This window comes from Pseudomonas sp. MRSN 12121 (assembly GCF_000931465.1).
Classification (GTDB): Bacteria; Pseudomonadota; Gammaproteobacteria; order Pseudomonadales; family Pseudomonadaceae; genus Aquipseudomonas.
Genome location: NZ_CP010892.1, coordinates 6,694,036 through 6,717,237, shown reverse-complemented (window position 1 = coordinate 6,717,237; position 23,202 = coordinate 6,694,036). Strand labels below are relative to the sequence as shown.

Here is a 23,202-nt window from a genome sequence, read left to right as displayed (position 1 = left end):
TCTGTAGGAGGCTTGCCCGCGATAACGCCAGACCGCCAACGACCTGGCGCTACGCCCTTCGTCCGAGGCCGCCGAAGCGGCCCTGGACGAGGCGGTACGCCAGTGCTGGCCTAGTTGCACTTGGTGCTGCTGGACACTTCCTTGCTGGCCATCTTCAGGGCCTTGCCCAGCTCGGCGGCGTCGTTGCTGCTGTAGACCCGACCGCCGGTGTTCTCGGCGATGCAGCGCGAAGGGCCGCCGCGCCCGATGTTCACCACGTTGACCCGCAGGCGCGGCTGCTCGGCGGCGATCTTCCGGGACACGGCGCAGACGTCTTGCTGGCAGCCGTCCTCGCCGTCGACGAACATCACGATCACCGCATCGTTCTTGCGTCCGTCCACGGTGCTCGCCGCCTTGGCCAGGCTGGCGGCCAATGGCGTGCCATCGTTGGCCTGGAGGCCGCGGATACCATTGATCAGGCGCGGCCGGTCGGCCGCCCGGAACACGCCATGGTCGATCTGGCTGGCGCAGCCGTTGAAGGTGATCAGGCGCGTATCGATCTTCGGGTCCAGGCCATTGATCATGCCGGTCAGGGACTCGGTGGCCACCGACAGCCGGCTTGGTGGGGTGAAGATCCGCTCGGCACGGGCCGGATCGAGGAACTGGTTGAGTTCGCTGCCGAAGAACCACACTTCATCGTCGTACACCGACTTGATGTTCATGTTCATCGAGCCGGACGTATCCAGGACCACCACGAACTGCGGTGGCACCGCATCAGGCGCCTGTTTGCGGCAGGCGTAGTTGTCCAGGGTCGGGGCCGGAGCGGGCTTGGGCTTCGGTGGCGGTGGCGGCGGTGGTGGCGGTGCGGGTTCCGGCGCTGGCGCTGGCTCTGGCGTGGGGGGCACGACAGGCTCTGGAGCGACCGGGGGCGCGACCGGCTCGACGACCGGTTCCGCTGCCTTGGCGGGCGTCTCGACGGGCGCGGGCGCCTTGGGCTCCGGTACCACGGGATGGCTTTTCGGGCAGAAAAACCAGTAGGCCGCCCATAGCAGGAGCAGCAACAGCAGCAGGGCCAGCAATGCCGCGGCGAGTTTCCAGCCATTGCGGCTTGGCGGCGCCACAACGGGCGGCACCATGACCGGCGGTGGCACGGCTTTGGGTGGGCGCAGGCCCCAGCGAATCACCAGCGGCTCGCCGTTGAGGCTATAGAGGTCCTCCAGCTCCGGCGGGCCGATCAGCGTGCGCAGGCTGGCGGCGTCGGGCTCGTTGCGCTTTTGCAACTCGTCTGCGAGTCGGCCCAGGGCTTCCTGGCGCTGCTGGTAGAGGTCCAGCAAACGCCGTTGCTGGTCCTCGTTCAGCGCGGCATAGGGCGTCGGCTGGCCACCCAGCTCGGTCCACCATTCCAGCACCTCGCCGCTGCCTTGGCGGGGAATGGCATAGAGGCTGGCGATGGTGGGCGGGAAGTGTTTCTGGATCAGCGCGACCTTGGCCGACAGCGCATCGGCCTTGTCGACAGTGAACTGACCATCCCTGATGACCCGTTGCATGCAGACGATTCCTGAAAAGGGCGCAGGCATCCCGAAAGATGCCTGCAAGGTTGAAAAGGGAGCGGGTTACTCGTAACCCAGGCTGAACTGCAGCTGGTTGACCTTCTTCTGCAGGGCCTTGAGTTCTTCCTGCTTGGCGGCCAGGGCTGTCGGGGTGTTGCTGGCGCTCTTGGCCTGGGAGGCCTTGAGTTGCTGCTCGAGCCCGGCGATCTGTTTCTGCACCTGGCTCTCGTTGCCATGCCGGGACTTGAGCGATTTGAGCAACTGCCCCAGGGATTGGTTCAGCGCAGCCTGGGCCTGCTGCTGGCTGGCCAGGTCCTTGCGGGTGCTGGCCTGCTGGGCTGCGATATTGTCGTATACCTGGCGGAACATGGCGTTTTCCTGACGGGAGGCGGTCAGGGCCTGTTCCTTCTGCTTGACCTGTTCGCTGTAGCCACCGGAGTAGTCGCAGTTCATCTTGGTCAGCAGGCTGGCATCGCGGTCGGTCGCGTCGCAATCGCCCGGGTTGCTGGCGCAGCCACCCAGGGTCAGGGCCAGGGCGAGCGTCGCCCAGTGTCTTGGCTTCATATTCATGATCTCAACCCAGGGTGATTGCCGAACGCTGGCTGTACAGGGCGTCCACTTCTTTCTGCAGCGCAGCGACTTTCGCGTTCATCTTCATGATGCTCATGTCGACCTGCTTGATTTCCGCGCTGGAGCCCTGGGCGCGTTCCATGTCGGCGACCTTGGCATACTCGGTGGCCTTGTTGCGCATGTTGGTCAGGTCCTTGCGCAGGCGGGCGATGTTCTGGTCGATCTCGGCGATCTGGGTCTGGGCCCTGGCCTTGTCCAGCTTCTTGTTGGCCATGTCGCGCTTGATCTGGGCGATGCGCGCCTGGTCGTCCCTGATCACCTGCTGGGCGGTCGCGGTCCGGGCGATGACATTCTGGGTGTCTTGCTGCACGTCGGCGTTCATTTTCTGCAGGCGGGTGCTGGTGTCGGCGTACTCGCTGCGACGCTGGTCCAGGTAGTAGTTGGCGCCCATGGCCACGCCACAGGCGGCGATGCCCGCGGCGACAGCGCATACCGCCTTGTTATTGCTGTTGGACAGGGCGCAGCTGAGGATGCCGATGCCAGCGCCGACGGCGCAGGCCTGGTAGCCGGATTTGCTGAAGAACTGCGCGTCGTTGCCTTGGGTCAGGCGCGGATCGGGGCTTGCATCGTCGTCCAGCAAGGAGCTGCCGGTGTTGGCGCAGCCGCCAAGCAGCAGGCTGCCGGCGAGGATGAAAGCGATCTGTAGCTTGAAGCGAGTCCGAAGGCTGCGCGACATGGGGGTGCTCCTGGTAGACGATATGGGCATTTTTTATAGCGGTACGGGTGTTGCTATTGGGTCACGGACTTGCAGCTCTTCAGCCAGGCCTCGGTGTCGATCTTCTGCTTTTGCAGGAAGGTTTTCTGATTGGCCCAGTGGGTGCGCAGGTACGGCTTGAGGTCTTGCAGCTGCTTGTTGCGCGAGATGATTTCCTCCATCACCGGCACCTGCGGTTCGATCAGCGGCTGGCCGTACAGGGAGGCCGACTCCACCAGGCTGCTGGCGTAGTAGCGGCTGAGTTTGTGCAGGCGGTCCTTCTGCTCGTCGAGCTTGCCTTTGCGCATGTCGCAGGTGGCGTCTTTCTCGGCCGATTCGCAGTTGAGGGCGTAGTTCTTCTGCAGGAAATCCACGTACTGGCCGTCGTCGAGCATCTTGGTGCACAGGAAGGCGCCGAGGTTGAGGCTGGCGCGGATCGCCTGGTCGCGGGTTTCTTCCTGTTGCTGGTTACTGGCGCGCAGCTGGTTTTCCAGGGCCTGGAGCTTCTCCTTGAGCGCCTTGTCCTCGACGCCCGATGCCAGGGTGCCCAGGGCCTGGGCGGTGCCGGGGGTCGAAGGGGCGTTGGCCGGGGCGCCGTTGCCGAGTTTCTTCCAGCTGCTTTCGATGCTGGCCACCCGCTCGCGGGAGGTCAGGGTCGGCGACACCAGGGCCAGGCGCAGGCCAGTGGTCTTGTTCTTCACCTGGCCTTCGCTGTTGTAGTACGGCTCCTCCTTGCGCAGCGAGGTCCGCAGGTCGGCCTGGGCGGTCAGGTAGTTGCCACCGCGCACCACGTAGCCGCCGGCCTGGCCGTGCTGGCGATCGAGTTTGTTCAGGCGGAAGGGTTCGAACATCATCTCGTCGGCGTTGCCGAGCATGTCGTGCAGGCCCAGAGGGTTGGGCTTCTGCAGGCCGCTCAGTTGCAGCTTGCCGTTGGCCGATTGGGCGCCGGCAAACCATTCGTAGGCGTTCAGGCCTTCCGGCATCGGGTAGCGGGTGTCACGGAATTCGGCGGTGCCGACCTCGATTCCGCCCCGGGCGGCGAACTCCCATTCCACCTCGGTCGGCAGCCGCAGGAAGCCCAGCGCGCCGTCTTCCTTGGGCAGCTTGGCGGCGGCGTTCTTGCGCAGCCACAGGTTGTATTTGTCCGCCGCCTCCACGGCCTGGACCCAACTGATCGCCACTTGCGGCAGGCGCATCTTGGTCGAGGCGGTCGGGCAGGTATCTTCGGTCAGGGCGGCGTATTGCAACTGGCTCATCTCATACTTGGCCAGCAGGTAGTAGCGGGACTTGTCGCTCTTGGCCCCGGTGAAGCTGCCGGCGATGAAGGTCGGCCGCGTCTGCTCGACGTAGCCGTACTCCGAACCGTCCTGGCCGATGTTGGTCGGGTAATCGTCCAGCGGCCCGGCCACCGGAATGAACACCTTGCGAAACACCATCGAGCCTTCGCAGGGCATGGGCAGGACCACGTCGTTGTCCTGGGGCATCGGGTTGTAGAACTTCTCTTCCCAGCCCGCGGCCGAGGCGTCGAGCAGGTAGCCCAGGCTGAGGGGCAACAGCCAGCCGAAACGTTTATAGCTCACGCAGACTCTCCGCAGGTTGGATGCTGATGGCTCGCGCGGCGCCGATGACGGCAACCAGCGCAGCGACCAGAAAGGTGATGAGCAGGGCCGCCAGGCCGTGCCAGATCGTGATGTGACAAACAAAGGTGCCGGTGGCCTGGCTGCTGCCGAGCAGGCGGTCGAACAGCTGGCTGCCGACCCAGTAGAACCCCAGTCCGCCGAGGTAGCCGGCCAGGCTCAGGAACAGCGCCTGCAGCACCACGAAGCCGGCCACCGCCGGGCGCGCGAACCCCAGCAGGCGCAATACCGCGAGGCTCTTGCGCTTGCGGTCGATGTTGGCCAGGAAGGCCCCGACCATCGACGCCACGCAACCGATCAGCGCCGCCAGGGCGATGACCCCGAAGATCAGCCCCAGCACATGGTTGATGGCCTTGACGTTGTCGATGTCGGCCAGGCGGCTGGAGGTCTCGATGTGCTGCTGGTTGAGCCAGCGCTCCAGCGCCGCCACCTGGTCGATATCGCGGGCATAGAGGCGGGCCCGGGCGTACAGCGGCTGCAGGTCGCCCAGCGGCTTGCCGCTGTCGACCCCGAACTCGCTGACCTGATAGCCGTCGCGAAAGCGCTCCAGGTTCAGCAGCAGGGCCGGCGCGACAAACCCGGCGGCGCGCCCGAAACGCGCGCTGTCGAGAATCGCGATCACGCTCAGGGTCACTTCTCCGCGTTCCCGGTTGCCGTCCAGGCGCCGTTCGGCGCGCAGGCGCACGCTGTCGCCGACCTTGGCCTGCAGGCGCTGCGCGGCCTGTGCGCTGAGGATCACCTGATGGCCGCTGGGGTTGATCTGCGGCAGGTTCAGCAGGGGGTCGCCGACGTCGGTGGGGATGATCTCGGCGTTTTCGACGAAACGCTGCAGGCCGACAAACAGGTCGGCCTGGGTGTTGAGCGAGCGGGTCTGGCCGAGGGCGAAGCCGGTTTCCGGCTGCTGGCGCAGGCGTTCGATCCAGGCGTCGTTGTAGTTGCCGCTGCTGAGCATCTTCACTTCAAGGTTGCGCGGGTCGCGCAGCAGCTCGTCCTGCAGTTGGCTGACCACCCCGTGCTTGAGGCCGAACAGCAGCAACAGCGGCGCGATCACCGCCACCAGCGAGGCGGCGATGCACAGCGAGACCTTGCGGTCGTGCCAGAGGTCTTCCATGGCCAGCTTGCCGAGCAGGCGCAGGCGATCAATCCAAAGGTTCAAACGACGTTTCTCCCTGGCGGCTGGTGGCGGCCAGCCGCGACAAGCCGAAGTCCTTGAGCAAGGCCCAGTCATGGGACACCACCAGGGCGCTCAGCCCCAGATTCGCGACCAGGCTCAACAGCAACTCGAACAGGCGCCTGGCGCTGTGGGGATCGAGCGCCGCCGTGGGTTCGTCGGCCAGCAGCAGTTGCGGTTCATGGGCAATCGCCCGGACACAGGCGACCCGCTGGCGCTCGCCGATGGACAGGGCCTGGGGGCGCTTGTCCAGCAGCGCTTCCAGGCGCAGGGCGGCGATGGCCTGGTCGACGTGCTCGCTGTGCAGCGGCATGCCGAGCAGGCGGCGGGGCAGGCGGATATTGTCGCGGACGCTGAGGAAGGGCAGCAGGCCGCCGCTCTGCAGGATGAACCCCAGGTGCCGCGAGCGCACCGCCGCCAGGGCCGGCTGGTCGTCGGCGGCGAGCAACTGGCCGATGTCCAGCGGCGCCGCAGCCGGCGAGTTCGCCGGGCTCAGGCTGAAGCGCTGCAGTTCCACGGGGCGCAGCAGCAGGCCGATGGCTTCGAGCAGGGTGCTTTTGCCACAGCCGCTTTCGCCGGTGATGGCCAGGATCTGGCCGGCACCGATACGCAGCTCCGGCAGGCGCACCTGGTGCGCCTGCGCGCCTTCCCCCCGGCGCACCAGCAGGTTCTTGATATCCAGCATGGGCGTCTCGTTAAGGCATCATTTCCAGGGGCACCGGGTACACGTTGTCCCGGGCGTCGCTGTCCTTGGCCAGAGCCACCCAGCGGTCGACGTCGGCGTTGTAGCGCTGGTAGTGACGCAGCTTGGTGTTCAGCGTACGGATGAATTTCTCCTGGGCCAGGCCATCCCAGCTCTTCCAGGTTTCCTCATCCAGGTTCAACACCTCGCTCTGGTACGGCAGGTCTTCCAGGTACTCGCCGAGCACGCCCATCTCGGCGAGCTTGGCGTTGCCCTTCTGCTTCAGTTGGTTGGGGTCGGCGCCCATGGTGGCGGCCACCGAGCGCAGGCGCTCGAACATTTCGGTCGGTGAGATCAGGCCTTCGTTGGCGGCGTCGAGGATCTTTTTCATCACGTCGCTGAGGTCGCTGAGCTGGGCCTTGGTCAGCAGTACCCGCACGTCGGTGGTGGGGATGTTCTGCTTGATCAGGTCGCGGTCGGTGATCCACGCCTTGAACACGGGTGGCGCCTTGCTGTTGGTCTTCTCGCCGAGGTAGGCCAGTTGCATGGCGTGGCCGATCAGGGCGGCGTCCTCGAGCATTTTCTTCTCGGCCGGGTCCTGCTTGGCGTTGAGGGCGCTGCCAATGGCGTCTTCGCCCATGTACGCGGCCTTCACCTGGGAGGTGATGGCGGCGGCCAGGGCGTCGACCTTGCGGCCGAAGGCCTGGACGTCGCCGGCGTCGACCGGGTAGTACAGCGAGGTGTTGGTGCCCGGATAGGTCGAGAGGTTCTGATATTGCGCCTGGGCCTTGCTGTGGTCCTTCAGTCCCGCTGGGGTCTTGAGGTGCAGGGTGTAGATGGCGACGCCGGGCTTGGCCGCCTCGAGGCGCACCTGGGTCGCGCTGAGCCCGGTGTTCGAGAGTTTGTCGTCGCCTTCGATGGCGCCGGCATCGGTGATCAGCACCACATAACGCGCGCCGAACTGGCTCCAGTCGACCTTGTCGATGCTGTGCATGACGCCGGCATAGGCGTCCTCGTCGAAGCTGCTGCTGGACACCTTGGCCTGTTTCAGGTCCGCGACCTTGGCCAGGAAGTCGGCGCTGTCTTTGACCTGGTTGGGGTCGGCGTACATTTTGGTGACGTAGTCCAGGCCCGGTACGGCCTTGGTGCTGGAGCGGAAGGCGACCAGGCCGAACTTGACCTGCTTGCCCAGATTCTGCGCCTCGATCTGCTGGTAGACCTTACGGATCGCCTCGCGGGTGCGGTCGATGTAGGGGTCCATGGAGATGGTCGAGTCGATGACGAACACCACCGCGGCGCTGAATTCCTTCAACTGGCTGCTGGCATTGACGTCGCCACCGGCGCCGCCATTGGCGCCCGCGGCGTTGCTGCCCTTGGCGTGCTGGTCCTCGTCCTTGCTGACCGAGGCGACGTTCAGCAGGCGCGTGCGGAAGCCGCTTTCGGTCATCACTTCTTCGCCGCTGAGAATCGGCAGCAGGTAGAACTGCTTTTGCAGGTCGACGAAGTACTCCGGTTCCTGCGCCAGCACGCCGGGCGCCTGGGCCCCCTGCTTGAGCTTGGCGCGCAGCGGCGCGACCTTGCTCACCGGGTCCGGCGCATCGAGGATGCCTTCGACGGTGGCGCGGTCCTTGAAGAACAGCAGGCGGTCGCGGTTGGCCGGGTTGGTGAAGGCCAGGGTCAGCTGCATTTTCCAGTCGGTGGTGCAACTGGCCGGCAGCCAGCCGACGGTCTTGCCGTAGCTGTCGGGGCCGACTTTCAGCCATTCGGCGTTACCGGCCTGGGCCCGTTCATACACATAGAAGCGGGAGAAGGTCGGTTGCGCCTCGCCGGCCGCGCCGCCCGCCGACGGGCTGAGGTGACAGCCCGGGGTGGTCAGCACGCGTTGGAACAGGGTCTTCTTGCCGGCCTGGATCAGCGGCTGGTCGGCGCCCTGGGACAGGGAGCTGATGCCCAGCGCCAGGAGCGCGGCGCCGCCGAGCAGGAAGCGGTTCAGGGATGCGCGACTCACTTCTGCAACTCCTCGAAGCGCTGCTTGGCTTCCGCGTTGTCCGGTTCATGGCTGAGGATGGTTTCGTACCAGTAGGCGGCCGTGGCCTTGTCGGGCTCGGCGAAGCAGCTGCTGGCCTGGTGGTACTTGGGGTCGTACTCATGGGCATAGGCGCTGGCGATCTGCAGGTCGCCGGCCTGGGCGCGGTTGGCGTACAGGCGCTGGGCCACGCCGCAGTGCTTGTTGGCCTTGGCCAGGTTGATGATCTCCAGCAACTGGGCGCTGGCCGGCGCGGCCTTGATGCAGGCCTGGACGAACGCCAGCTCGGGCTGGCTGTTCATGCTTTCCAGGGTGCAGGCCGCGGCATCGGCGGTGGTCGCCGGCGCGCTGGCAACCGGCGCCGGGGCTTGCGGCTTCTTCAGCCAGAACCAGGCCGCGGCGGCGATCAGCAGCGCCAGGATCAGCAGCAATGGCCAGATCCAGAGCGGCTTGTTCTTTTTCGTCGCCAGAGGGGGCGCCAGGGGCTCGGTTTCGCTGATGACGAAGGTGGGCTCGGGTTCCGGCTCAGGCTCAGGCTCAGGCTCGGGCAAGGGCAGTTCCGGTAGTTGAGGAATCTCTGGGGCGACCGCCGCCGTTGCCGCCAGGTGACCGGCGTCGTAGGTCGAGCGGGTCTGGCCGCCCGCGGTGGACGGCAACAGGCCGGCGCCGGGGCGCACTACGCCCTTGTCGCTGAAGCCCGGGCCTTGCTCGCGCAGCTCGATCTGGAAGTTGGAGTTGGCGCTGCCTTCCAGCAACGGGTCGACGACCTCCGGACCGACCAGGGTTTCCAGGGCTTCGCCGCTGGCATCCTGGTCGAAGCGGGAGACCTGGAACCAGTAGGGACTGTTGCTCCACTGCTGGCCGTGCTGCAGGTAGAAGGCATCCTGGTTGCGCTGGATCGAGAACTCCAGGTTCTGCGCGCTGCCTTGCCATTTCTTCACGGTCAGGCGGGCCTGGCCGGGTGCATTGGGTTCTAACGCGAGCAGGTCGACTCGAATGGGCATTACTTATCTCGCTGTGAAGGCTGTGAGCACGCGGCCCAGCTTTTCGTTCTGTTCGGGGGTGATTTCGCGGCCGGCGCCATGGCCGGCATTGTCCAGGGTGATGTAGGCCAGGCCCGAGAGCCAGTCGCCCAGGAACAGCTGCGCCTGGTTCGCTGGTTGCGCCGGCAGCACCGGTACCTGGCCCGGCCCCACGTCGGTGTAGAAGGAGAACAGCGGCGCCTTGGCGCCCGCGCGGCTGTTGGGCCGTTCGCCGATCGGCTTCTGGATGTAGCCGAACCAGGACACGAAGTCGCGCAGCACCCGCTGCACTTCCAGCACCTGGCGCTCCACCAGCTGGTCGCGGCGGGCGCCGCTCTGGGCCCGCTTGAGCACGGCCCGGCTCAGTTGGCCGGGCAGGTCCTGGCGGTAGCCGGCGGTGACCAGCTCGTCGACCACGGCTTCGACCAGCGGTTTTTCCAGCCCCAACAGCGTCAGCAGGCTCTGGCGGCTCGGCAGGTCGCGCAGGTGGGCAATCCAGGCGGTGAAAGCGGCCTTGGCGAAGCGATGTTCGTTGCCTTGCGCTTCCGGCGCCTGGGTGGCGGCCGCGGGGCTGGCCGGGCTGCTGTCCGGGCCCAGGTCGTCGCCCAGGTCGCCGAAATCGAAGCCGCCTTCGTCGCCATACAGGCTCGGGCTCGCTGCCGGGGCGGCCGGTTCGTCGCTGGCCGCTTCGGCCTCGTCACTGTCGTAGACGCCGCTGAGGTAGAGGTCGCGGATCTCTTCGCTGGGCACGCCCAGGTGGTCGATCAGCTCGCCGAGCACGGCCGGGCGCCGTCCCAGCTGGCTGAGGATCATCTGCGCCTGGGCCTTCTTGGCTGCCGCGGCGCCATCGCCATCGGCGTGGTACCAGGTGCTCAGGCCATGGACGGTCAGGCTCTCTATGCACTCGTCCAGCTGCTCACGAATCCGTTGCAGCTTGAAGCCGGTATGGGCGACGCCGGCGAAGCTGCCGCTGAAATGGCTGATGCCGCCGTCGTCGGTCTTGAGCATGGCCTGCCAGGCCTGGCCCGGCTCCTTGATGTGCTTGCGCACCAGGGCGTTGCTGGCGAAGCTCTGCCCCAGTTCGTCGAGGCGCGCCTGATAATCCGGGTTGATCCCGGTTTCCGCCCCTGAGCCGTCTTGCTTGATGAAGGCCGCGTCCATGCGCGGCTTGCGTACCAGGAAGGTGTTCTGGAACGGAGTCCCGGCCCAGTCGTTCATCCACGGCAGGCTGCCGAAGCGTTCGAGCATGGTCAGCTTGACCATCCCGTCCCAGCTTTCGTCGTACTGCGCCGGGGTCAGCTTGAGCGAGGAGCCGACCCGCAGGTCGAGCATGGTCAGCGCCCAGATCAAGCCGGTTTCGCGCTTGGCCCGGGTTGCCGCGTCGCCGCCCTGGGTCTTCTCGATCCAGCGGGTCAGTACCGGCCCCACGTCGTTGACGTCGCTTTGCTTGGTCGAGCTGGTGCAGACCACCAGGGCGTTCATTTCCTGGTTGTCGGTGTAGCGCTCGAACAGATAGGCGACCTTGCCCCGCAGGATCAGCTGGGAAACGGAATTGTCCCGGGTGCTGGACTCCGGGTCGCTGGAGCTGGCGATGTCATGGAGCTTCTTGCGCCCGCGGTAGCCGGGGAAGTCCAGCAGGTCGACCTGGTCGACGATCTCGTCGCTGGGCGGCTCGATCAGGCGGAAGGTCATTTCCGCGGTCAACGCCGCCAGTTGCGCCACGGGGATGCCCTGGCTGTTGCGCAGGCTGCCGGCCAGGCGTGGGCGGACCTCGATGGGCAGGTCTTGCGGGCTGCCGAAGCGTTCGAGGATATCGACGTTCATGATGCTGTCGCGCTGGCTGTAGGCGTCGTTTTCAAAACGCACCAGGGCGTGCAGCGGGGCGAACACGGTTTCCGCCAGGCCCAGGGTGTGCAGCGCCCCGGCCAGCTGCTGATAGGCGCGGACCAGTTCCCGTTGCTCGCCCCAGAGAATCGAGAACAGTTCGGCGCGCTCCTGGAAGTTCAGGCGCGGCGCCAGTTGCAGGGCCTTGGGCCAGTACAGGTGCTCGAGCTTCTTCACCGAGTTGCGGAAGTTGTCCCGCAGGTAGTCCCACAACGACACCAGGTCGTCGGAGCTGACCCCGGGTTGCACAGGGCCGGTTTCCCGCCCTTCGAACGGCTTGAGCACACGCTGGATGCGTTCTTCGTCGATCTCGTAGGAGATCCGCTCCAGGTCGAAATCCTTGAACCAGGAGTTGGCGAGGATCTTTGCCAGCTCGATCTCGTTGAACAGTTTGAGCTCCACCGGAAACTGCGGGTCGTCGCTGGGCTTGGCCCGGCGGCTGAAGCGCGTGACCAGGCCGGTGGCTTCCTTGCCGCCGCCCACCGGGTTGATGTGCTCGATGAAGTCCAGGCGCTTGCCGCCGAAATCGGTCTCCAGCTTGCCGTTCCGGCCCGCCGCCAGGGCCGAGATCAGGTACGACTTGCCGGCCTGGGACAGGCCGAAGAAGCCGATGGTCATCGGCGTGCACGCGACGCGCCCGAGGCTGTGCGCCAGGTTGCGCGCGCGGTGCAGACGCAGGTTCAGGTTGTCGGCTTCGCCGTCCAGCCGAGGAGCGTTGCCGCGGGTCTGGCCGATCCATTCCAGCGCCTGACCGGCACCTTCATAAACCGCGGCCCAACTGGTCGAGAGCTGAGTCTGTTCGGGGGTCAGGTCGTTCATTTGCGTTTCACACTTCCACTGTCGAGCCAGTACTTGGTCTCGCTCAGGCTGGCATCAAGCAGAGTGTTGAGCTCCAGCTTGAGGTCGCTGCGCGGGTTGAAGCTGACGTTGTTGCTGTTGGATTCGATGCCGCTGACCGAGAGCCGGTCGCTGACCAGGCCGTGCTTGCGTGTGTGCTTGTCCGGCCCCTTGACCTCGAAGCGCACCTTGAGCAGCGGCGCTTCGCCGTTCTCGCCGATGGCGCGGGAAAACTTGTCGCGGCCGGCGGGGGTGAAGCTCAGGGTGTAGAGCGGCGATGCGGCCCAGCGTTCGGCGGCCAGCTGGCGGAAGCCCAGGCGCAGGTCGCCGCGCATTTCCAGCTGCGGCGTGTCGGCCTCGTCCCCGGTGCCGATCACCGGCAGCTTGATCTTGTTGTCTTCTGACTGGATGTCGCGATACAGCACATCGGCATCCTTGATCACGTTGTTCTGATCGATGATGCCAATGTGTTTGACCGTCGAGTACGGCTTGAGCGCCGAAGAGCGGAAATAGAAGTTCGGCATGCTGTGATTGGCGCACAGCAGGCAGAGCATGGCGCCGACCGAGGCGGTGCTTTTCGGGTCGTCGATGCGGCCGTTCTTGTGGAACGGGTACCAGCCGCCGGTGCGGTAGTTCTGCAGCGCCAGGATCCGCCCCGGTGGCAGCGGCAGGACCTTGCGGATATAGGCCAGGACGCCGGGCAGGCGCGACGGCCGGCCCGTCAGCAGCAACACGTCGCACGGGTAGTGGGCCACCACCTCGCAAAGCGCGCCGAGAATCTTGCTGATGTTGATCTGGTCGTTGAGGAAAGCGCCGTGCAGGCGCTGCAGGTCGAAGCCGATCGATGCCTGGTACAGGTCGAAGGTGCTCTGCCCGCCGACCTCGCGCCGCACTGCGCTGTTGACGTAGTCGAGCACGGTCTGGCCGATGGCGTTGTCGCCCAGCAGGTCGCGATAGCTGTGGATGACCACGTCCGCCTGGTCCTGTGGGTCGTAGTGTTCGTAGGCCTTGAGCAGCGCCAGGCCCAGGGGGACGAAGACCTGCAGGTTGAGCTGCTGGCGCAGGATCTCATCCTGCACGCTGACCGTCTCGCCGCCGCACAGGCGCGACATCAACGAGTCGGGAGCATGCACGCCGGCGTTGCGCAGGGCTTTTTCGAAGCTGGGCAGGATGAAGTCCTGGATCACGTCGAGCAGGATGTCGTCGCCGGCGACCTTGAAACCATCGCGAAAACGCTGCTCTGGCACGATGTGCACGTTGCTGCCGCTGCCCATGTTGCCGGCGCGGTCGAGGCGGTAATCGGTGATCACCAGGTCGGTGGTGCCACCGCCGATGTCGATGGTCGCCAGGGTGATGCGCTCGCGATCGGTCTTGTCCGGGCGGGCGATGGTGTCGAAGAACTCTTCCGGGTGCCCGGCGAAGTTCTCATTGACCTCGGTGTACAGGTACACCAATTGGCCACAGGAAGCCTCGTCCCATTCCACGCGGATGCTTGGGATCGGCGTGCGTGCCTTGTGGCTTTCATCCTGGTGCGGGTCTTCTTCGCCGGCGTGCCAGCCCAGGCTTTTCCACACCAGGCCGATGGCCTGCAGCATGCGCTCGTTGAGGATGCTGCGTTCGGCCTGGGGCATGCCTGGCGGCACGGTCAGGGTCACGCTGTTGAGCTGGCGCGGCACCCGGGTGTGGCCCTGGCGCGAGCGCTGGGCCGGGCTGTTGATCTGCGACAGCGCCTGGGCCAGCACCTCGGCCAGCATGAAGGTCATCAGCGAGCTGCGCGAATAACGCGGCATGAACACCGGCAGGCGGTCGTCTTCGTCGAGGGCATAGAGCGCCTCGCCGGTTTCGTTGATCAGGTGCGAGAACGGCGCCGCGGTGGCGTAGGGCTCGTTGTCGGTCTTGACGTAGGCGCAGTTGAAACGCCAGCCGTGGCCGTAGGCGTTCTCGTCCCACAGATAGCGTTTCGGGCTGGACAGCCCGGTGGAGCCCTCGGTGCCCCGGCGGCGGCTGGCCAGGCGCCCGGCCTCGCTGCCGACACGGGCGATGGTCGCCCACTGGAACGCATCGTGCCGGCCGCTCTTGACCGAACAGTGGTCCTTGCCGAAGTAGGCCTGGGAGAACTCCACGCGGCTTTCGAACGGCTGGTTATAGGTGTGTTCGGGAGTGATCAGGTCGCGCAGTTCCAGCACGTAGTTCTGCTTGAGCCCGGACCCGGCCTGACCGTGGTTCTCGATCAGGATCCCGCAGGTGCGCGAGTTGCCGACGTCCAGCACCAGGTCCACCGGAATCGGCTTGACCAGGCCGTTGCTGCCGTTGGCGACCACCTTGAGCTCGGGGATCTCGACCTTCGGCGGTTTGTCGGACTGCTGCGCCGCCGTCGGCTTGTCCAGCAGGCTGAGCACGTTCAGGTAGTGGGCCAGGTGGTGATTGGCGCGGATGTCGATATCCAGTTCTTCGCGGGAGCGGTGGGTATTGCCCTCGTTGAACACTTCCAGCAGCCATTCGTTGACCCACGGCTGGGCCAGGAACCAGCGCAGCTCGCGCGCCTGGCCGGCGAGCCTGAAGGACACACCGGAGCTGATGTCTTCCTCGTTCGGCGCCAGGTAGGCGGTGCCTTCGCGCTTGGGCATGACCCGACTGTCGAAGGCCAGGGTCAGGCGGTGGGTGTTGCCGTCGATGTCCGGGGCCGGCAGCTTGACCAGGCGCATCCGCGACCAGTTGCTAGGGCCTTCGTCGAAACGGTGCGGTGGCATGAAGCGGAAGAACGGGATCGGCAGCCAGACACCGTCCAGCAGGTCGAGGCTGCTTTTCATGTCGACGCTGAACACCGGCTTGGTCTTTTCGATCTTTTCCGGTTCGGGCTCGTAGAAGTAGAAATCCTTCGCTTCGTTGTACAGCAGGCGGCAGACCAGCCCGCTGATCATCGGGGCGAACTCGCCGGCCGGCTCCTTGCGCGGATCGAGGCGCAGGGCAAAGTCCATGAACTGGATGCCGGTGTCGCTGACGAGGGTGACGGTATCTTCGAATTGGGTGACTTCAGGCAACATGTCAGGGGTTTCCAGTCTTATTCGCCCGTCTGCCGTATGGACAAGGGGAATTTGTCATTTCCATAACCGCCGGTGCAGTCCGCGACGCTGGTCGCGCCTGGCCGACAATCGACCTTTGGCATGTCGTAGGTGCTGCCGTCGCCACAGACGGCCTGGCCCTGGCTGTCGATGGACAGGCTGCCTTTATTCATGGCCGCGGTGACCGGGCCGGTGCAGTTGACGCCATTGGCGCGGCGCACGGTGACCTGGCCCTTGCCGTCCTTGAACTGGTATTCCAGGCGCAGCGGCTTGCCGGTGCGACGATCCTGGATACCGGCGCCCGCACGGAACTGGCCGTTGAGGAAGTCGGCCACGCCGTCGGCGCTGTTGGCCGGAATGCTCAAGGCAGGCCCTGGCGGCGTTAGCGCCGGGGGTTGGGTTGGCGTCTCGGCCGGCGTTTCAGGTGTGGCCGGCGGGGTTTCGGGTGGCGTGGCGGTGGAGTCCTGTGCCGGGTCGTTCGGCGTTTGTACGCTCGACGGGGCCTCTGGATCGACCTTGATGTCGGCCGGCGTCGCGGCCTCGTGCGTCTCACCGGTGACTGGCACCTCGGTGGTGCCCAGGTTGGCGCCGCTGCCGACCACGGCCGTGCCGGGCGTGACCACGCCGTTGACCGTGGGCACGACGGTGGTGTCCAGGGGCGCCTCGACCACAGGTTCTGCGGGCTGGGTGCCGAGCACCGGTAATGTCACCAGCGGCACGCCCGGGATGCAGCCGCGCAGGCCGAACAGAAGCAGGAGCAGAAGCAGCAGGAGCAACGGCAGCAGCCACCACCAGCGCCGCCACCAGGGGCGAGCGACGACGGGCGCTGCTACGGCAGCCGCGGCGGCCAGGGGCGGGGCAACGGGGGTAATCGGCGCAGCTGGGGCAGGCGCTTGCAGGCTGTGCAGCGGGTCGCGATTACGATCGGCGTCGGCGTGCTCGAAACCCCAGAAGGTCAGCACCGGTTTGCCGTTCACCAGGTAGACGAAGTTTTCGTCGGGGAAATGGATAACGCGCTTGAGCAGCTTGCCGAAGACCGCCTTGTCGCCTTGCTGCTCGGCGGGATCGCTGCCGAGGAAGCGCTGGCTCAGTTCTTCGAGCGCGGTTTTCAGGGCCGCGAGCTGGACGCGGGCAGGAGCGCGCTCCTCTTCGGTGGCGCTGCTCCAGGGGATGACATCGCCGGGCATGCCGCTGTACCAGTCGATCTGGTTGCCCAGCTCGTCGCTTTGCGGAATGGCCAGGTGGTCGACCATGTCGGGGTTCTTGCGGCGAATGGCTTCGCGCAGTTGCAGGGCTGCCCGGTAGACCGGCTGACCTGTTTCGCCCAGGGCTGTGAATGACCCGCTTTTACCGCTGCGTAATAGTGCCCCGCGCATTCAGACTCCATATGCTCATTCGCGCAAAAAATGCCAGACAGGGTGTCTGTATTGCTCCCTCAATTAGCTGGCGACCTTAATGTCATAATGATGTCGTCGTCAACGTGACATCGGGGGAGCGCCGGCGAGTGTGTCATGGGTTGGCGGGCGTGTGCAGTGGTTTGACGGAGAAGCAGACAAACCGCGCGCTCAGGGGTTGGCAGAGGTGTTTGTTTCGGAACTTGCTGAATCGTTTCACTAGCGCTATAAAAACCGCACAACTCCAATAAAGGCTAAGCCCATGACTCCGCTCCGACTGCTGGTCGCTCTCTCTGCATTCACCGCCGCTTCCCACGCCATGGCCTGGGACTATGTCCTGCTCGATACCGACAAGGCCGCCCAGGATTTCCACATCACCAGTGCGCAGTTGGGGGTGAAGCCCGCCCAGCCGTTCTCGGTCAGCCTGCGCACCCTGCATGGCGGACGCCAGGAAGGGGTGAGCATTGTCGATATCGACAACGGCGCGATGAAGCTCTCGGTGGTGCCGACCCGTGGCATGAATGTCTTGCAGGCCTCTGTCGGCGAGGTTCGCCTGGGCTGGGATTCGCCGGTCAAGGAGGTGGTCAACCCGGCCTTCATCGAGCTCAATGGCCGTGGCGGCCTGGGTTGGCTGGAGGGCTTCAACGAACTGGTGACCCGCTGCGGCTACGAATGGGTCGGGCACCCCGGCCTGGATAACGGCGAGCTGCTGACGTTGCACGGCCGCGCGGCGAACATTCCGGCGAGCAAGGTCACCCTGCATATCGATGAGCAACCGCCCTACGCCATCAGCCTGCGCGGCGAGCTCAAGGAGCAGGCGTTCAAGAAGGTCGACTTCTCGGTGGCCACCGAGCTGGTGACCGAACCGGGCAGCAGCGGTTTTGCCTTGAACGACACCCTGACCAACAACGGTGACTATCCGAAGGAATACCAGGTGCTGTACCACAGTAATTTCAGTACGCCATTCCTTGAAGAGGGCGCGAAATTCGCGGCGCCGGTGCGCCAGGTATCGCCCTTCAATGACAAGGCCAAGGCCGATCTCGCGACCTGGCAGACCTATCGCGGCCCGACGCGGGACTACGACGAGACCGTGTACAACGTGGTGCCCTATGCCGATGCCAATGGCGAGACCTTGACGGCGTTGCACAACAAGGCCGGCAACCTCGGCGTGGCGGTGAGCTTCAATACCCGGCAACTGCCGGTGTTCTCCCTGTGGAAAAACACCGACACCCGGGGCCAGGGCTATGTGACCGGCCTGGAACCCGGCACCAGCTTTTCCTATAACCGCCGCTACCAGCGCCCGTTGAACCTGGTGCCGACCATCGGCGCCAAGGAGCAGCGGCAGTTCCAGATCCGCTACCACCTGCTGGCCGACAAGGCGGCTGTGGATAAAACCCTGGCCGCCATCGAGCGGATCCAGGACGGCCGGCAAACCGAAGTGCGGCCGACCCCGTTGGTGGACCTGAGCAAGGAGTGACCCTGCTCAACTCACGGCCGGCCGGTATTGCAGCGCTTCGGCCAGGTGCTGGCGGCTGATCCGCTCGGCCTGCTCCAGGTCCGCCAGGGTCCGGGCGACCTTGAGCAGGCGGTGGGCGGCGCGCAGCGACAGGGTCAGGCGTTCGCTGGCGGCTTCCAGCCAGCGCTCGTCATCTGTGGATAACTTGCAATGCCGGCGCAGGCCCGGCAGGTCGAGAAAGGCATTGGCACAGCCCTGGCGCCGTTGCTGGCGCTCCCTGGCGCGCGCCACCTGGGCCGCGGCCTGCGCGGTGTTATCCCCAGCCTGCGGCTGGGGGTTGAGCGCGGTGCTTTCCCGGGCCACGGTCAGGTGCAGGTCGATACGATCGAGCAACGGCCCCGAGAGTTTGTTGCGATAGCGCTGGACCTGCTCCGGGGTACAGCGGCAGCGGCCACTGGGTTCGCCCAGGTAGCCACAGGGGCAGGGGTTCATGTGGAGCTTTTGTTAGCAAACCCTATTGAGGGAAATAGAACCGTCGTGGAGCATGCGCCCGAAACTCAGCTGCTAGAGAGCAAAAATGGCTAAGCGCGCACGCTCCACCAAGGGAAAAGCTTCATCAGGGAAAAAGAAGTCTGGGCTAGAACTGAAGGTCAGGAACGATGGCCGCCAGTCAGGATTTACGGTCGTCAGCTTTGACTTCCTGACTGAGTGGTTGGGTGAGGATGCAGATCCCTTTTTGAAAGGCATTTCGCGCTTCTCTAGACGCTACACAAGTGCGGCCCCTACATACGCTATACGGCGTATTCTCCAGTATTGGGCAATGATGCATAGAAAGAGAGGCTGGAAAAAACCTAAGGATACAGATGCGGATGACTTCAAACTTCAACTATCTGAGCTTCGGAGAAGCTTTTATACCGATGAGACAGAAAAGGGGTTGGCCCTCACAACGACCTCAAATAAGTGGATATCTTTCGTAAGACTAATTGAGATTCTAGTAGTTGCAGAAGTTATCCCCAATATCACTATAGGTGCATACGTTCGAGCTCCAGGAAAATCAGAAATATTAACTGAAAGGCAATCAGTGGTTGATGGTGCTGCGGTTGTTTCGGTGCCGAAATCATTTAGACCGGATAAAAACTCATACAATGACGATCTTTTTGAGTCAATATCTTTAACTGCTTCTGATGAAAGGTACCTGACCGAGTACACTGCTAGAATAAATCGTGTGCTGGATACAATTAAGTCGTGCGCGCTAGAGGACTTTAATCTACTAAAGTCGAAACAGGCAGAAGGAGATGCGCTGATAAAGAATACCGGCTGTGGTTATCTGACGGCTATGAAAGAGAATCCGTGGCTTATGAGGTATTTTGATTTTTCCACTAGGCGCCATTACTTTGAGGCAGACGGTGGACATCCTAACTTGCTTGGAAACCTACTTTCTGTTGTTCATCATGAGATGGGGGGGATCCCTAAGCCTCATCGAAAATTCAAGTCGAGTGACAGAAGGCCGGTATCAAACAGCGGAAATTCTCATTGGCAATATGTTGCTAAATACGGAAAGAATAAGCTCATCCCGTATTTAGGATTAATGAATAGCGAGGCTGCGGCAGTTTGCATGCTCTTGATAATGATAGAGCATCCAAAGTTCAATTCGACTTCATTGTACAGAGCCAAAATTGAAGACGCGGATGGATTCGCAATCCTCCTGTCGTCTGCCGATGGAAATAATTTGCGCCTTACGGTTAAAAAGCCGAGAGCTAGGGAGCAGAAATCAGAAATATTGAGTGACTTGGCGAGAGACGTTATTTCGAAAGTAATGGAGTGGACTGCCCCTATCCGAGAAGAGTTGAGAAAGCAGGGGCGAAACGAGGAGGCTTCTAATCTTTGGGTGGGAATAAGCTCTTTGAACTATGACTTGAAGTCCTTTTCTGAGAAGGCGTTGGTAGGAGCGCTTTATATGAATCCAATTTGGCGTTCGACAGGTAAGGAAGAGTTTAGTACAAGGGCGTATTCATTTGTAGATAGACACCCGGTGCTCATGCCGTGGAGAGATAAGATCAACTATAAGGCAATTCGTGTAAATGTGGGTGTGGCGACATATCTTAATACTAATGGCGACTTGGTTGCTACAGCTAAGGCATTTGGCCATAAGCACATTAAAACTACTATTAATAATTATATTCCGCTTGCGCTGCAGCGTGCAATTTTTGAGCGGCAGATCCGTAGGCATCAGAATCTACTAATCACTTCAGCGATGGATGAAGAAAGCGAAATGCTGAAGATTTCGGACTTTAGAACAGTGGAACAATTACATGAATTTCTTAAGTCCATCGATAATTATTTGTTTGAAAGTGAATTGGAAGCGCAAAGAAGGGAAACATCCGAAAAGCTAACCTTTGATTTTGCCACCTTGTCCAGACTCGTCATATCTAATGATCCTGAATCGCTTGCGGTTGCAATGCTTTATCGGGATGCTCTCGACAAAGCAACCCCAACCTTCCTAAATAGGCCAGACAGTCTTACTGGCATCACACCGAAATTTTGGATGGACTTCATTGACGCAGTTATGGCACCACTTCCGTTATCAATGAGCGATTTAAGTAATCTTGTCAAGAAGGCGCTTTTGAAGAAAGAAGCGATGTCGGCTATGGTTATCCTGCCAGAGGTGGGGTGATGAGTCGACACAAATTACCGGTCGGAGTCATTGATTTTTTTGATCGAACAACTAGAAAAATAAATCATATATACAGACCTGCATGGCTTCTTAATGAGCTGGAAAGTTCTACATGGGTCGTAGACTCAGGGGTGGTTGTTCGGAATGTAGACGGCACCATTAAAGGTGGTGTTCGTCTAAATTGGAACAGGCTTTTGCCAAGCGGAAGCTTCACAAGCCCTGTTTATGCGGTTCCTTTGGAACAGGCAAAAATGATAGTGGTGTGCGCCTATGATGGAGCTCTTAAAGTCGCTAGATCGTTAAGAGGCATTCTTCACTTTCATTTATATCTGTTGTGGCTAGCTGAGTTTCTTGCTGTTCGATATGGAAACAAGTTTTCTGAAGAGGGGTTTTCTATTTTTGGGGTGGATGACGTAGTTGAGTTTCTTGGAGTGGCAGAGGTAGGAGGTGTTAGTGGAACAGGGGCTTTCATACAGCGCTGGGAAGATTATCTAGCAAATTCCAAGGATGGAATTGAGCCAATATCACTTTCCGAGCATTTGGGAAAACTAGGAGCACTGGATGGTAACGGTAATCTAAATTTGCGCTTCGCTGCGGCTGCTTTGGGGGTTGACTACAAACGGTTATCTCAATCTACCGAGTTCAGAAGATACTTGACGCATGGGTTTGATTGTGAGGCTGGAGGTAAGTCCAGCGAGAACGGGGCATCAAGAGCCACAACTGCTCTATCAAACTGGATGGTTAATTTCTGTGAACTGCTATCTTCTCTGCCTATTCAATCGCATGTAGAAATAGGTAATCCTTATTTAATATCGGATATTGTGCGGCCTTTCCGCATCGGAGGAAACGGTAGAACAAGAACCTTGCCTCTTTCTACGGGAAGAAGTCTTATGTTCGGTTGCGGCAAATGGATGATTGATACGTATCCGGCACTCAACTATTACTGCAATGAAGTTGTTCCTCTTTCACGGTCGATAATGGATGAGTCGAATGTTTCAGTGTTTACGGCGTTATCCATATCAGAAGAAATTGTTCCGATTCCAGATGGACTGGTCTCTGCTTTTGATGCTTACAGACGAATGCAGGTGGATCCTCTTATCTCTGAGGCAAAAATTAGAACTCAGTTTCCATTCTCGATTTTCTTGTTGAGGCTTCATACGGCCGTCTGCTTCTGCTTGATCGGTGTCCTGACTAGTTGTCGCAGAAATGAACTGGTTGATCTGGATAAAAGCGCTAGTTATGAGGTTGACGGTAGATTCTATCTTTCTGTTTTACTGAGGAAAACTGGGTTTGATAATATGCGTGAGCCGATGGAAAAGCCGGTTCCGCGCCTTGTTTATGAGTGTTTATTATCTTTAAATGCGCTAAAAAAACTTTGGCAAATCATAGTGCCTTCAAGTGATATTTTATTTAAGTCGCAGGCGTTTTTTAAAGTTAACGTCAGAGGTGCCTCTCCATTCAATGTGGCTGATGCTTATGTTTTTCTAAAGGAGCTTAGTGAGTACCTAAAACTTGTTGATAACTCGGGAGAACGATGGGTGGTGCTCCCACATCAACTTCGCCGCTATTTTGCTATGACATTTTTTCACTTCGGAGGATTGGAGAATTCCTTGCCGGCGCTTTCTTGGTTTATGGGGCATGAAGATATTGGGGAAACCTGGCGCTACATTAAAGAAAGCTTAACAGGAAAAGAGCTCAGTGCATCCGAAGCTGCGTTGGCTACTTCTGCAGTTTGCTCTGATGATCAATCTCATGGCGTTCAGCAACTCAGGAATATCCTTATTAAGCATTTTGGCACTGAAAAAATCAACGTCATGCATGAGGATGAGTTAAGAGATTACCTAGAATTATTGTCGGAAAAAGGTGTATACACCGCTACCCCAATTCAAATTAATGCTGGAAAAAGAAAGAGGTATACGGTGGCAGTTTCAGTTAGGGAGGGTGCCGATGCCTCGACTTGGTAAAGGCCAAATTGCATCAAGCATCAAAGTCCTATCTGAAACTGCCGCTAGGAGCGCTGCTTGTAGAATCTCTGAGTTTGATAGGATTAGAGCAACTCCTTCCCCTTCTAAGAGTGAGCTATCAGCTTTCACCTCTGTTTCAAAACTAGCTGCTTGGGATAATGAGTCTCTTGGAATTACTCCTTTAAGTCATAAAACATTACGGAAATATGTGAATGGGCTATATGAAGGTGGACTTTCCCAGCTTCTACGTGATGCTGCTTTGATCATCGGCGACTCCCGACAGCTGATCCGAAAAAAGTCTTCTGATGATGTTGATGCTTGGAAGTTAAGCTCTCAGTTAGCGGTAGATGCTGCGCTAGACATGACCGCTAGATACTTGGATTTGCTTGAACGGCTGAAGAGATTATCGTTGCGGTCAGATTTAGCAGAGTCTGAGTTGCAACGGCATTATCGGCGATATGAAAAAAATCCTCACATTAAGGTTGTGAAATGACTTCGGCTGGTCGGCTTTGGCGCACTTCCTCTAAAGAATTTTATTTG

General features: G+C 61.3%; 15 protein-coding genes and 1 pseudogene. 4 read left to right on the top strand and 12 right to left on the bottom strand.

The genetic code is table 11. The annotated features are described in order from the left end of the window. Nucleotides 1–110: 110 nt before the first annotated feature. The 11 genes from TO66_RS30700 to TO66_RS30650 form a co-directional block, all read right to left on the bottom strand. Nucleotides 111–1,526 carry a VWA domain-containing protein gene (locus TO66_RS30700; protein ID WP_044465743.1) on the bottom strand — a complete coding sequence of 472 codons (1,416 nt, stop codon included), beginning with the start codon at nucleotides 1,524–1,526 and terminating at the stop codon, nucleotides 111–113. Between the two features lie 66 nt (nucleotides 1,527–1,592). Next, nucleotides 1,593–2,093 (bottom strand): hypothetical protein, encoded by a 501-nt coding sequence (locus tag TO66_RS30695; protein WP_044465742.1) that lies wholly within the window; start codon nucleotides 2,091–2,093, stop codon nucleotides 1,593–1,595. A 10-nt stretch (nucleotides 2,094–2,103) separates the two neighbouring features. Continuing rightward, the gene (locus TO66_RS30690; protein ID WP_044465741.1) at nucleotides 2,104–2,835 is read right to left on the bottom strand and encodes a hypothetical protein; all 732 of its coding nucleotides are present in this window, start codon (nucleotides 2,833–2,835) and stop codon (nucleotides 2,104–2,106) included. Nucleotides 2,836–2,888: 53 nt separating this feature from the next. Further along, entirely contained in the window at nucleotides 2,889–4,433 is a 1,545-nt protein-coding gene (locus tag TO66_RS30685; protein ID WP_044465740.1) for an SUMF1/EgtB/PvdO family nonheme iron enzyme, read from the bottom strand. Beyond that, nucleotides 4,423–5,646: an ABC transporter permease gene (locus TO66_RS30680; RefSeq protein ID WP_156162108.1), complete on the bottom strand. Its 1,224-nt coding sequence runs from the start codon at nucleotides 5,644–5,646 to the stop codon at nucleotides 4,423–4,425. The genes TO66_RS30685 and TO66_RS30680 overlap by 11 nt, the downstream gene beginning before the upstream one ends. After that, on the bottom strand, nucleotides 5,630–6,346 hold the full coding sequence (locus tag TO66_RS30675; protein WP_044465739.1) for an ABC transporter ATP-binding protein: 717 nt from the start codon (nucleotides 6,344–6,346) through the stop codon (nucleotides 5,630–5,632). The genes TO66_RS30680 and TO66_RS30675 overlap by 17 nt, the downstream gene beginning before the upstream one ends. A gap of 10 nt (nucleotides 6,347–6,356) precedes the next feature. Beyond that, on the bottom strand, nucleotides 6,357–8,324 hold the full coding sequence (locus TO66_RS30670; RefSeq protein ID WP_409077206.1) for a vWA domain-containing protein: 1,968 nt from the start codon (nucleotides 8,322–8,324) through the stop codon (nucleotides 6,357–6,359). A 23-nt stretch (nucleotides 8,325–8,347) separates the two neighbouring features. Beyond that, entirely contained in the window at nucleotides 8,348–9,373 is a 1,026-nt protein-coding gene (locus TO66_RS30665; protein ID WP_044465738.1) for a hypothetical protein, read from the bottom strand. 3 nt (nucleotides 9,374–9,376) lie between these two features. Then, nucleotides 9,377–12,094, bottom strand: a complete 2,718-nt coding sequence (locus TO66_RS30660) for a putative virulence factor (protein WP_044465737.1) — start codon at nucleotides 12,092–12,094, stop codon at nucleotides 9,377–9,379. Further along, entirely contained in the window at nucleotides 12,091–15,156 is a 3,066-nt protein-coding gene (locus tag TO66_RS30655) for a virulence factor SrfB (protein ID WP_044465736.1), read from the bottom strand. Before TO66_RS30655 ends, TO66_RS30660 begins: the two co-directional genes overlap by 4 nt. A gap of 17 nt (nucleotides 15,157–15,173) precedes the next feature. Beyond that, nucleotides 15,174–16,550, bottom strand: coding sequence for an SrfA family protein (locus tag TO66_RS30650; protein ID WP_044465735.1), 1,377 nt, complete (start codon nucleotides 16,548–16,550; stop codon nucleotides 15,174–15,176). 280 nt (nucleotides 16,551–16,830) lie between these two features. On the opposite strand from TO66_RS30650, the gene TO66_RS30645 reads away from it, so the two are divergent. Then, nucleotides 16,831–18,045: an aldose 1-epimerase family protein gene (locus TO66_RS30645; protein ID WP_044465734.1), complete on the top strand. Its 1,215-nt coding sequence runs from the start codon at nucleotides 16,831–16,833 to the stop codon at nucleotides 18,043–18,045. A gap of 6 nt (nucleotides 18,046–18,051) precedes the next feature. Here the strand turns inward: TO66_RS30645 and TO66_RS30640 are convergent. Beyond that, nucleotides 18,052–18,516: pseudogene (locus TO66_RS30640) on the bottom strand (ATP-binding protein); the annotation flags it as partial. Between the two features lie 85 nt (nucleotides 18,517–18,601). On the opposite strand from TO66_RS30640, the gene TO66_RS30635 reads away from it, so the two are divergent. From TO66_RS30635 to TO66_RS33555, 3 genes are read left to right on the top strand one after another with little or no spacing between them, the layout of a single operon-like run. Then, on the top strand, nucleotides 18,602–20,698 hold the full coding sequence (locus TO66_RS30635) for a hypothetical protein (protein ID WP_020750937.1): 2,097 nt from the start codon (nucleotides 18,602–18,604) through the stop codon (nucleotides 20,696–20,698). Further along, nucleotides 20,698–22,662: an integrase gene (locus TO66_RS33085; RefSeq protein WP_014834171.1), complete on the top strand. Its 1,965-nt coding sequence runs from the start codon at nucleotides 20,698–20,700 to the stop codon at nucleotides 22,660–22,662. Before TO66_RS30635 ends, TO66_RS33085 begins: the two co-directional genes overlap by 1 nt. Beyond that, nucleotides 22,646–23,155 (top strand): hypothetical protein, encoded by a 510-nt coding sequence (locus TO66_RS33555; protein ID WP_124082609.1) that lies wholly within the window; start codon nucleotides 22,646–22,648, stop codon nucleotides 23,153–23,155. The genes TO66_RS33085 and TO66_RS33555 overlap by 17 nt, the downstream gene beginning before the upstream one ends. The last annotated feature ends 47 nt before the right edge of the window (nucleotides 23,156–23,202 follow it).

Coding starts and splice junctions, on each gene's coding strand:
- TO66_RS30700 (WP_044465743.1), bottom strand. CDS start 1,526: ATGCAACGGGTCATCAGGGATGGTCAGTTCACTGTCGACAAGGCCGAT.
- TO66_RS30695 (WP_044465742.1), bottom strand. CDS start 2,093: ATGAAGCCAAGACACTGGGCGACGCTCGCCCTGGCCCTGACCCTGGGT.
- TO66_RS30690 (WP_044465741.1), bottom strand. CDS start 2,835: ATGTCGCGCAGCCTTCGGACTCGCTTCAAGCTACAGATCGCTTTCATC.
- TO66_RS30675 (WP_044465739.1), bottom strand. CDS start 6,346: ATGCTGGATATCAAGAACCTGCTGGTGCGCCGGGGGGAAGGCGCGCAG.
- TO66_RS30665 (WP_044465738.1), bottom strand. CDS start 9,373: ATGCCCATTCGAGTCGACCTGCTCGCGTTAGAACCCAATGCACCCGGC.
- TO66_RS30660 (WP_044465737.1), bottom strand. CDS start 12,094: ATGAACGACCTGACCCCCGAACAGACTCAGCTCTCGACCAGTTGGGCC.
- TO66_RS30655 (WP_044465736.1), bottom strand. CDS start 15,156: ATGTTGCCTGAAGTCACCCAATTCGAAGATACCGTCACCCTCGTCAGC.
- TO66_RS30650 (WP_044465735.1), bottom strand. CDS start 16,550: ATGCGCGGGGCACTATTACGCAGCGGTAAAAGCGGGTCATTCACAGCC.
- TO66_RS30645 (WP_044465734.1), top strand. CDS start 16,831: ATGACTCCGCTCCGACTGCTGGTCGCTCTCTCTGCATTCACCGCCGCT.
- TO66_RS30635 (WP_020750937.1), top strand. CDS start 18,602: ATGGCTAAGCGCGCACGCTCCACCAAGGGAAAAGCTTCATCAGGGAAA.
- TO66_RS33085 (WP_014834171.1), top strand. CDS start 20,698: ATGAGTCGACACAAATTACCGGTCGGAGTCATTGATTTTTTTGATCGA.
- TO66_RS33555 (WP_124082609.1), top strand. CDS start 22,646: ATGCCTCGACTTGGTAAAGGCCAAATTGCATCAAGCATCAAAGTCCTA.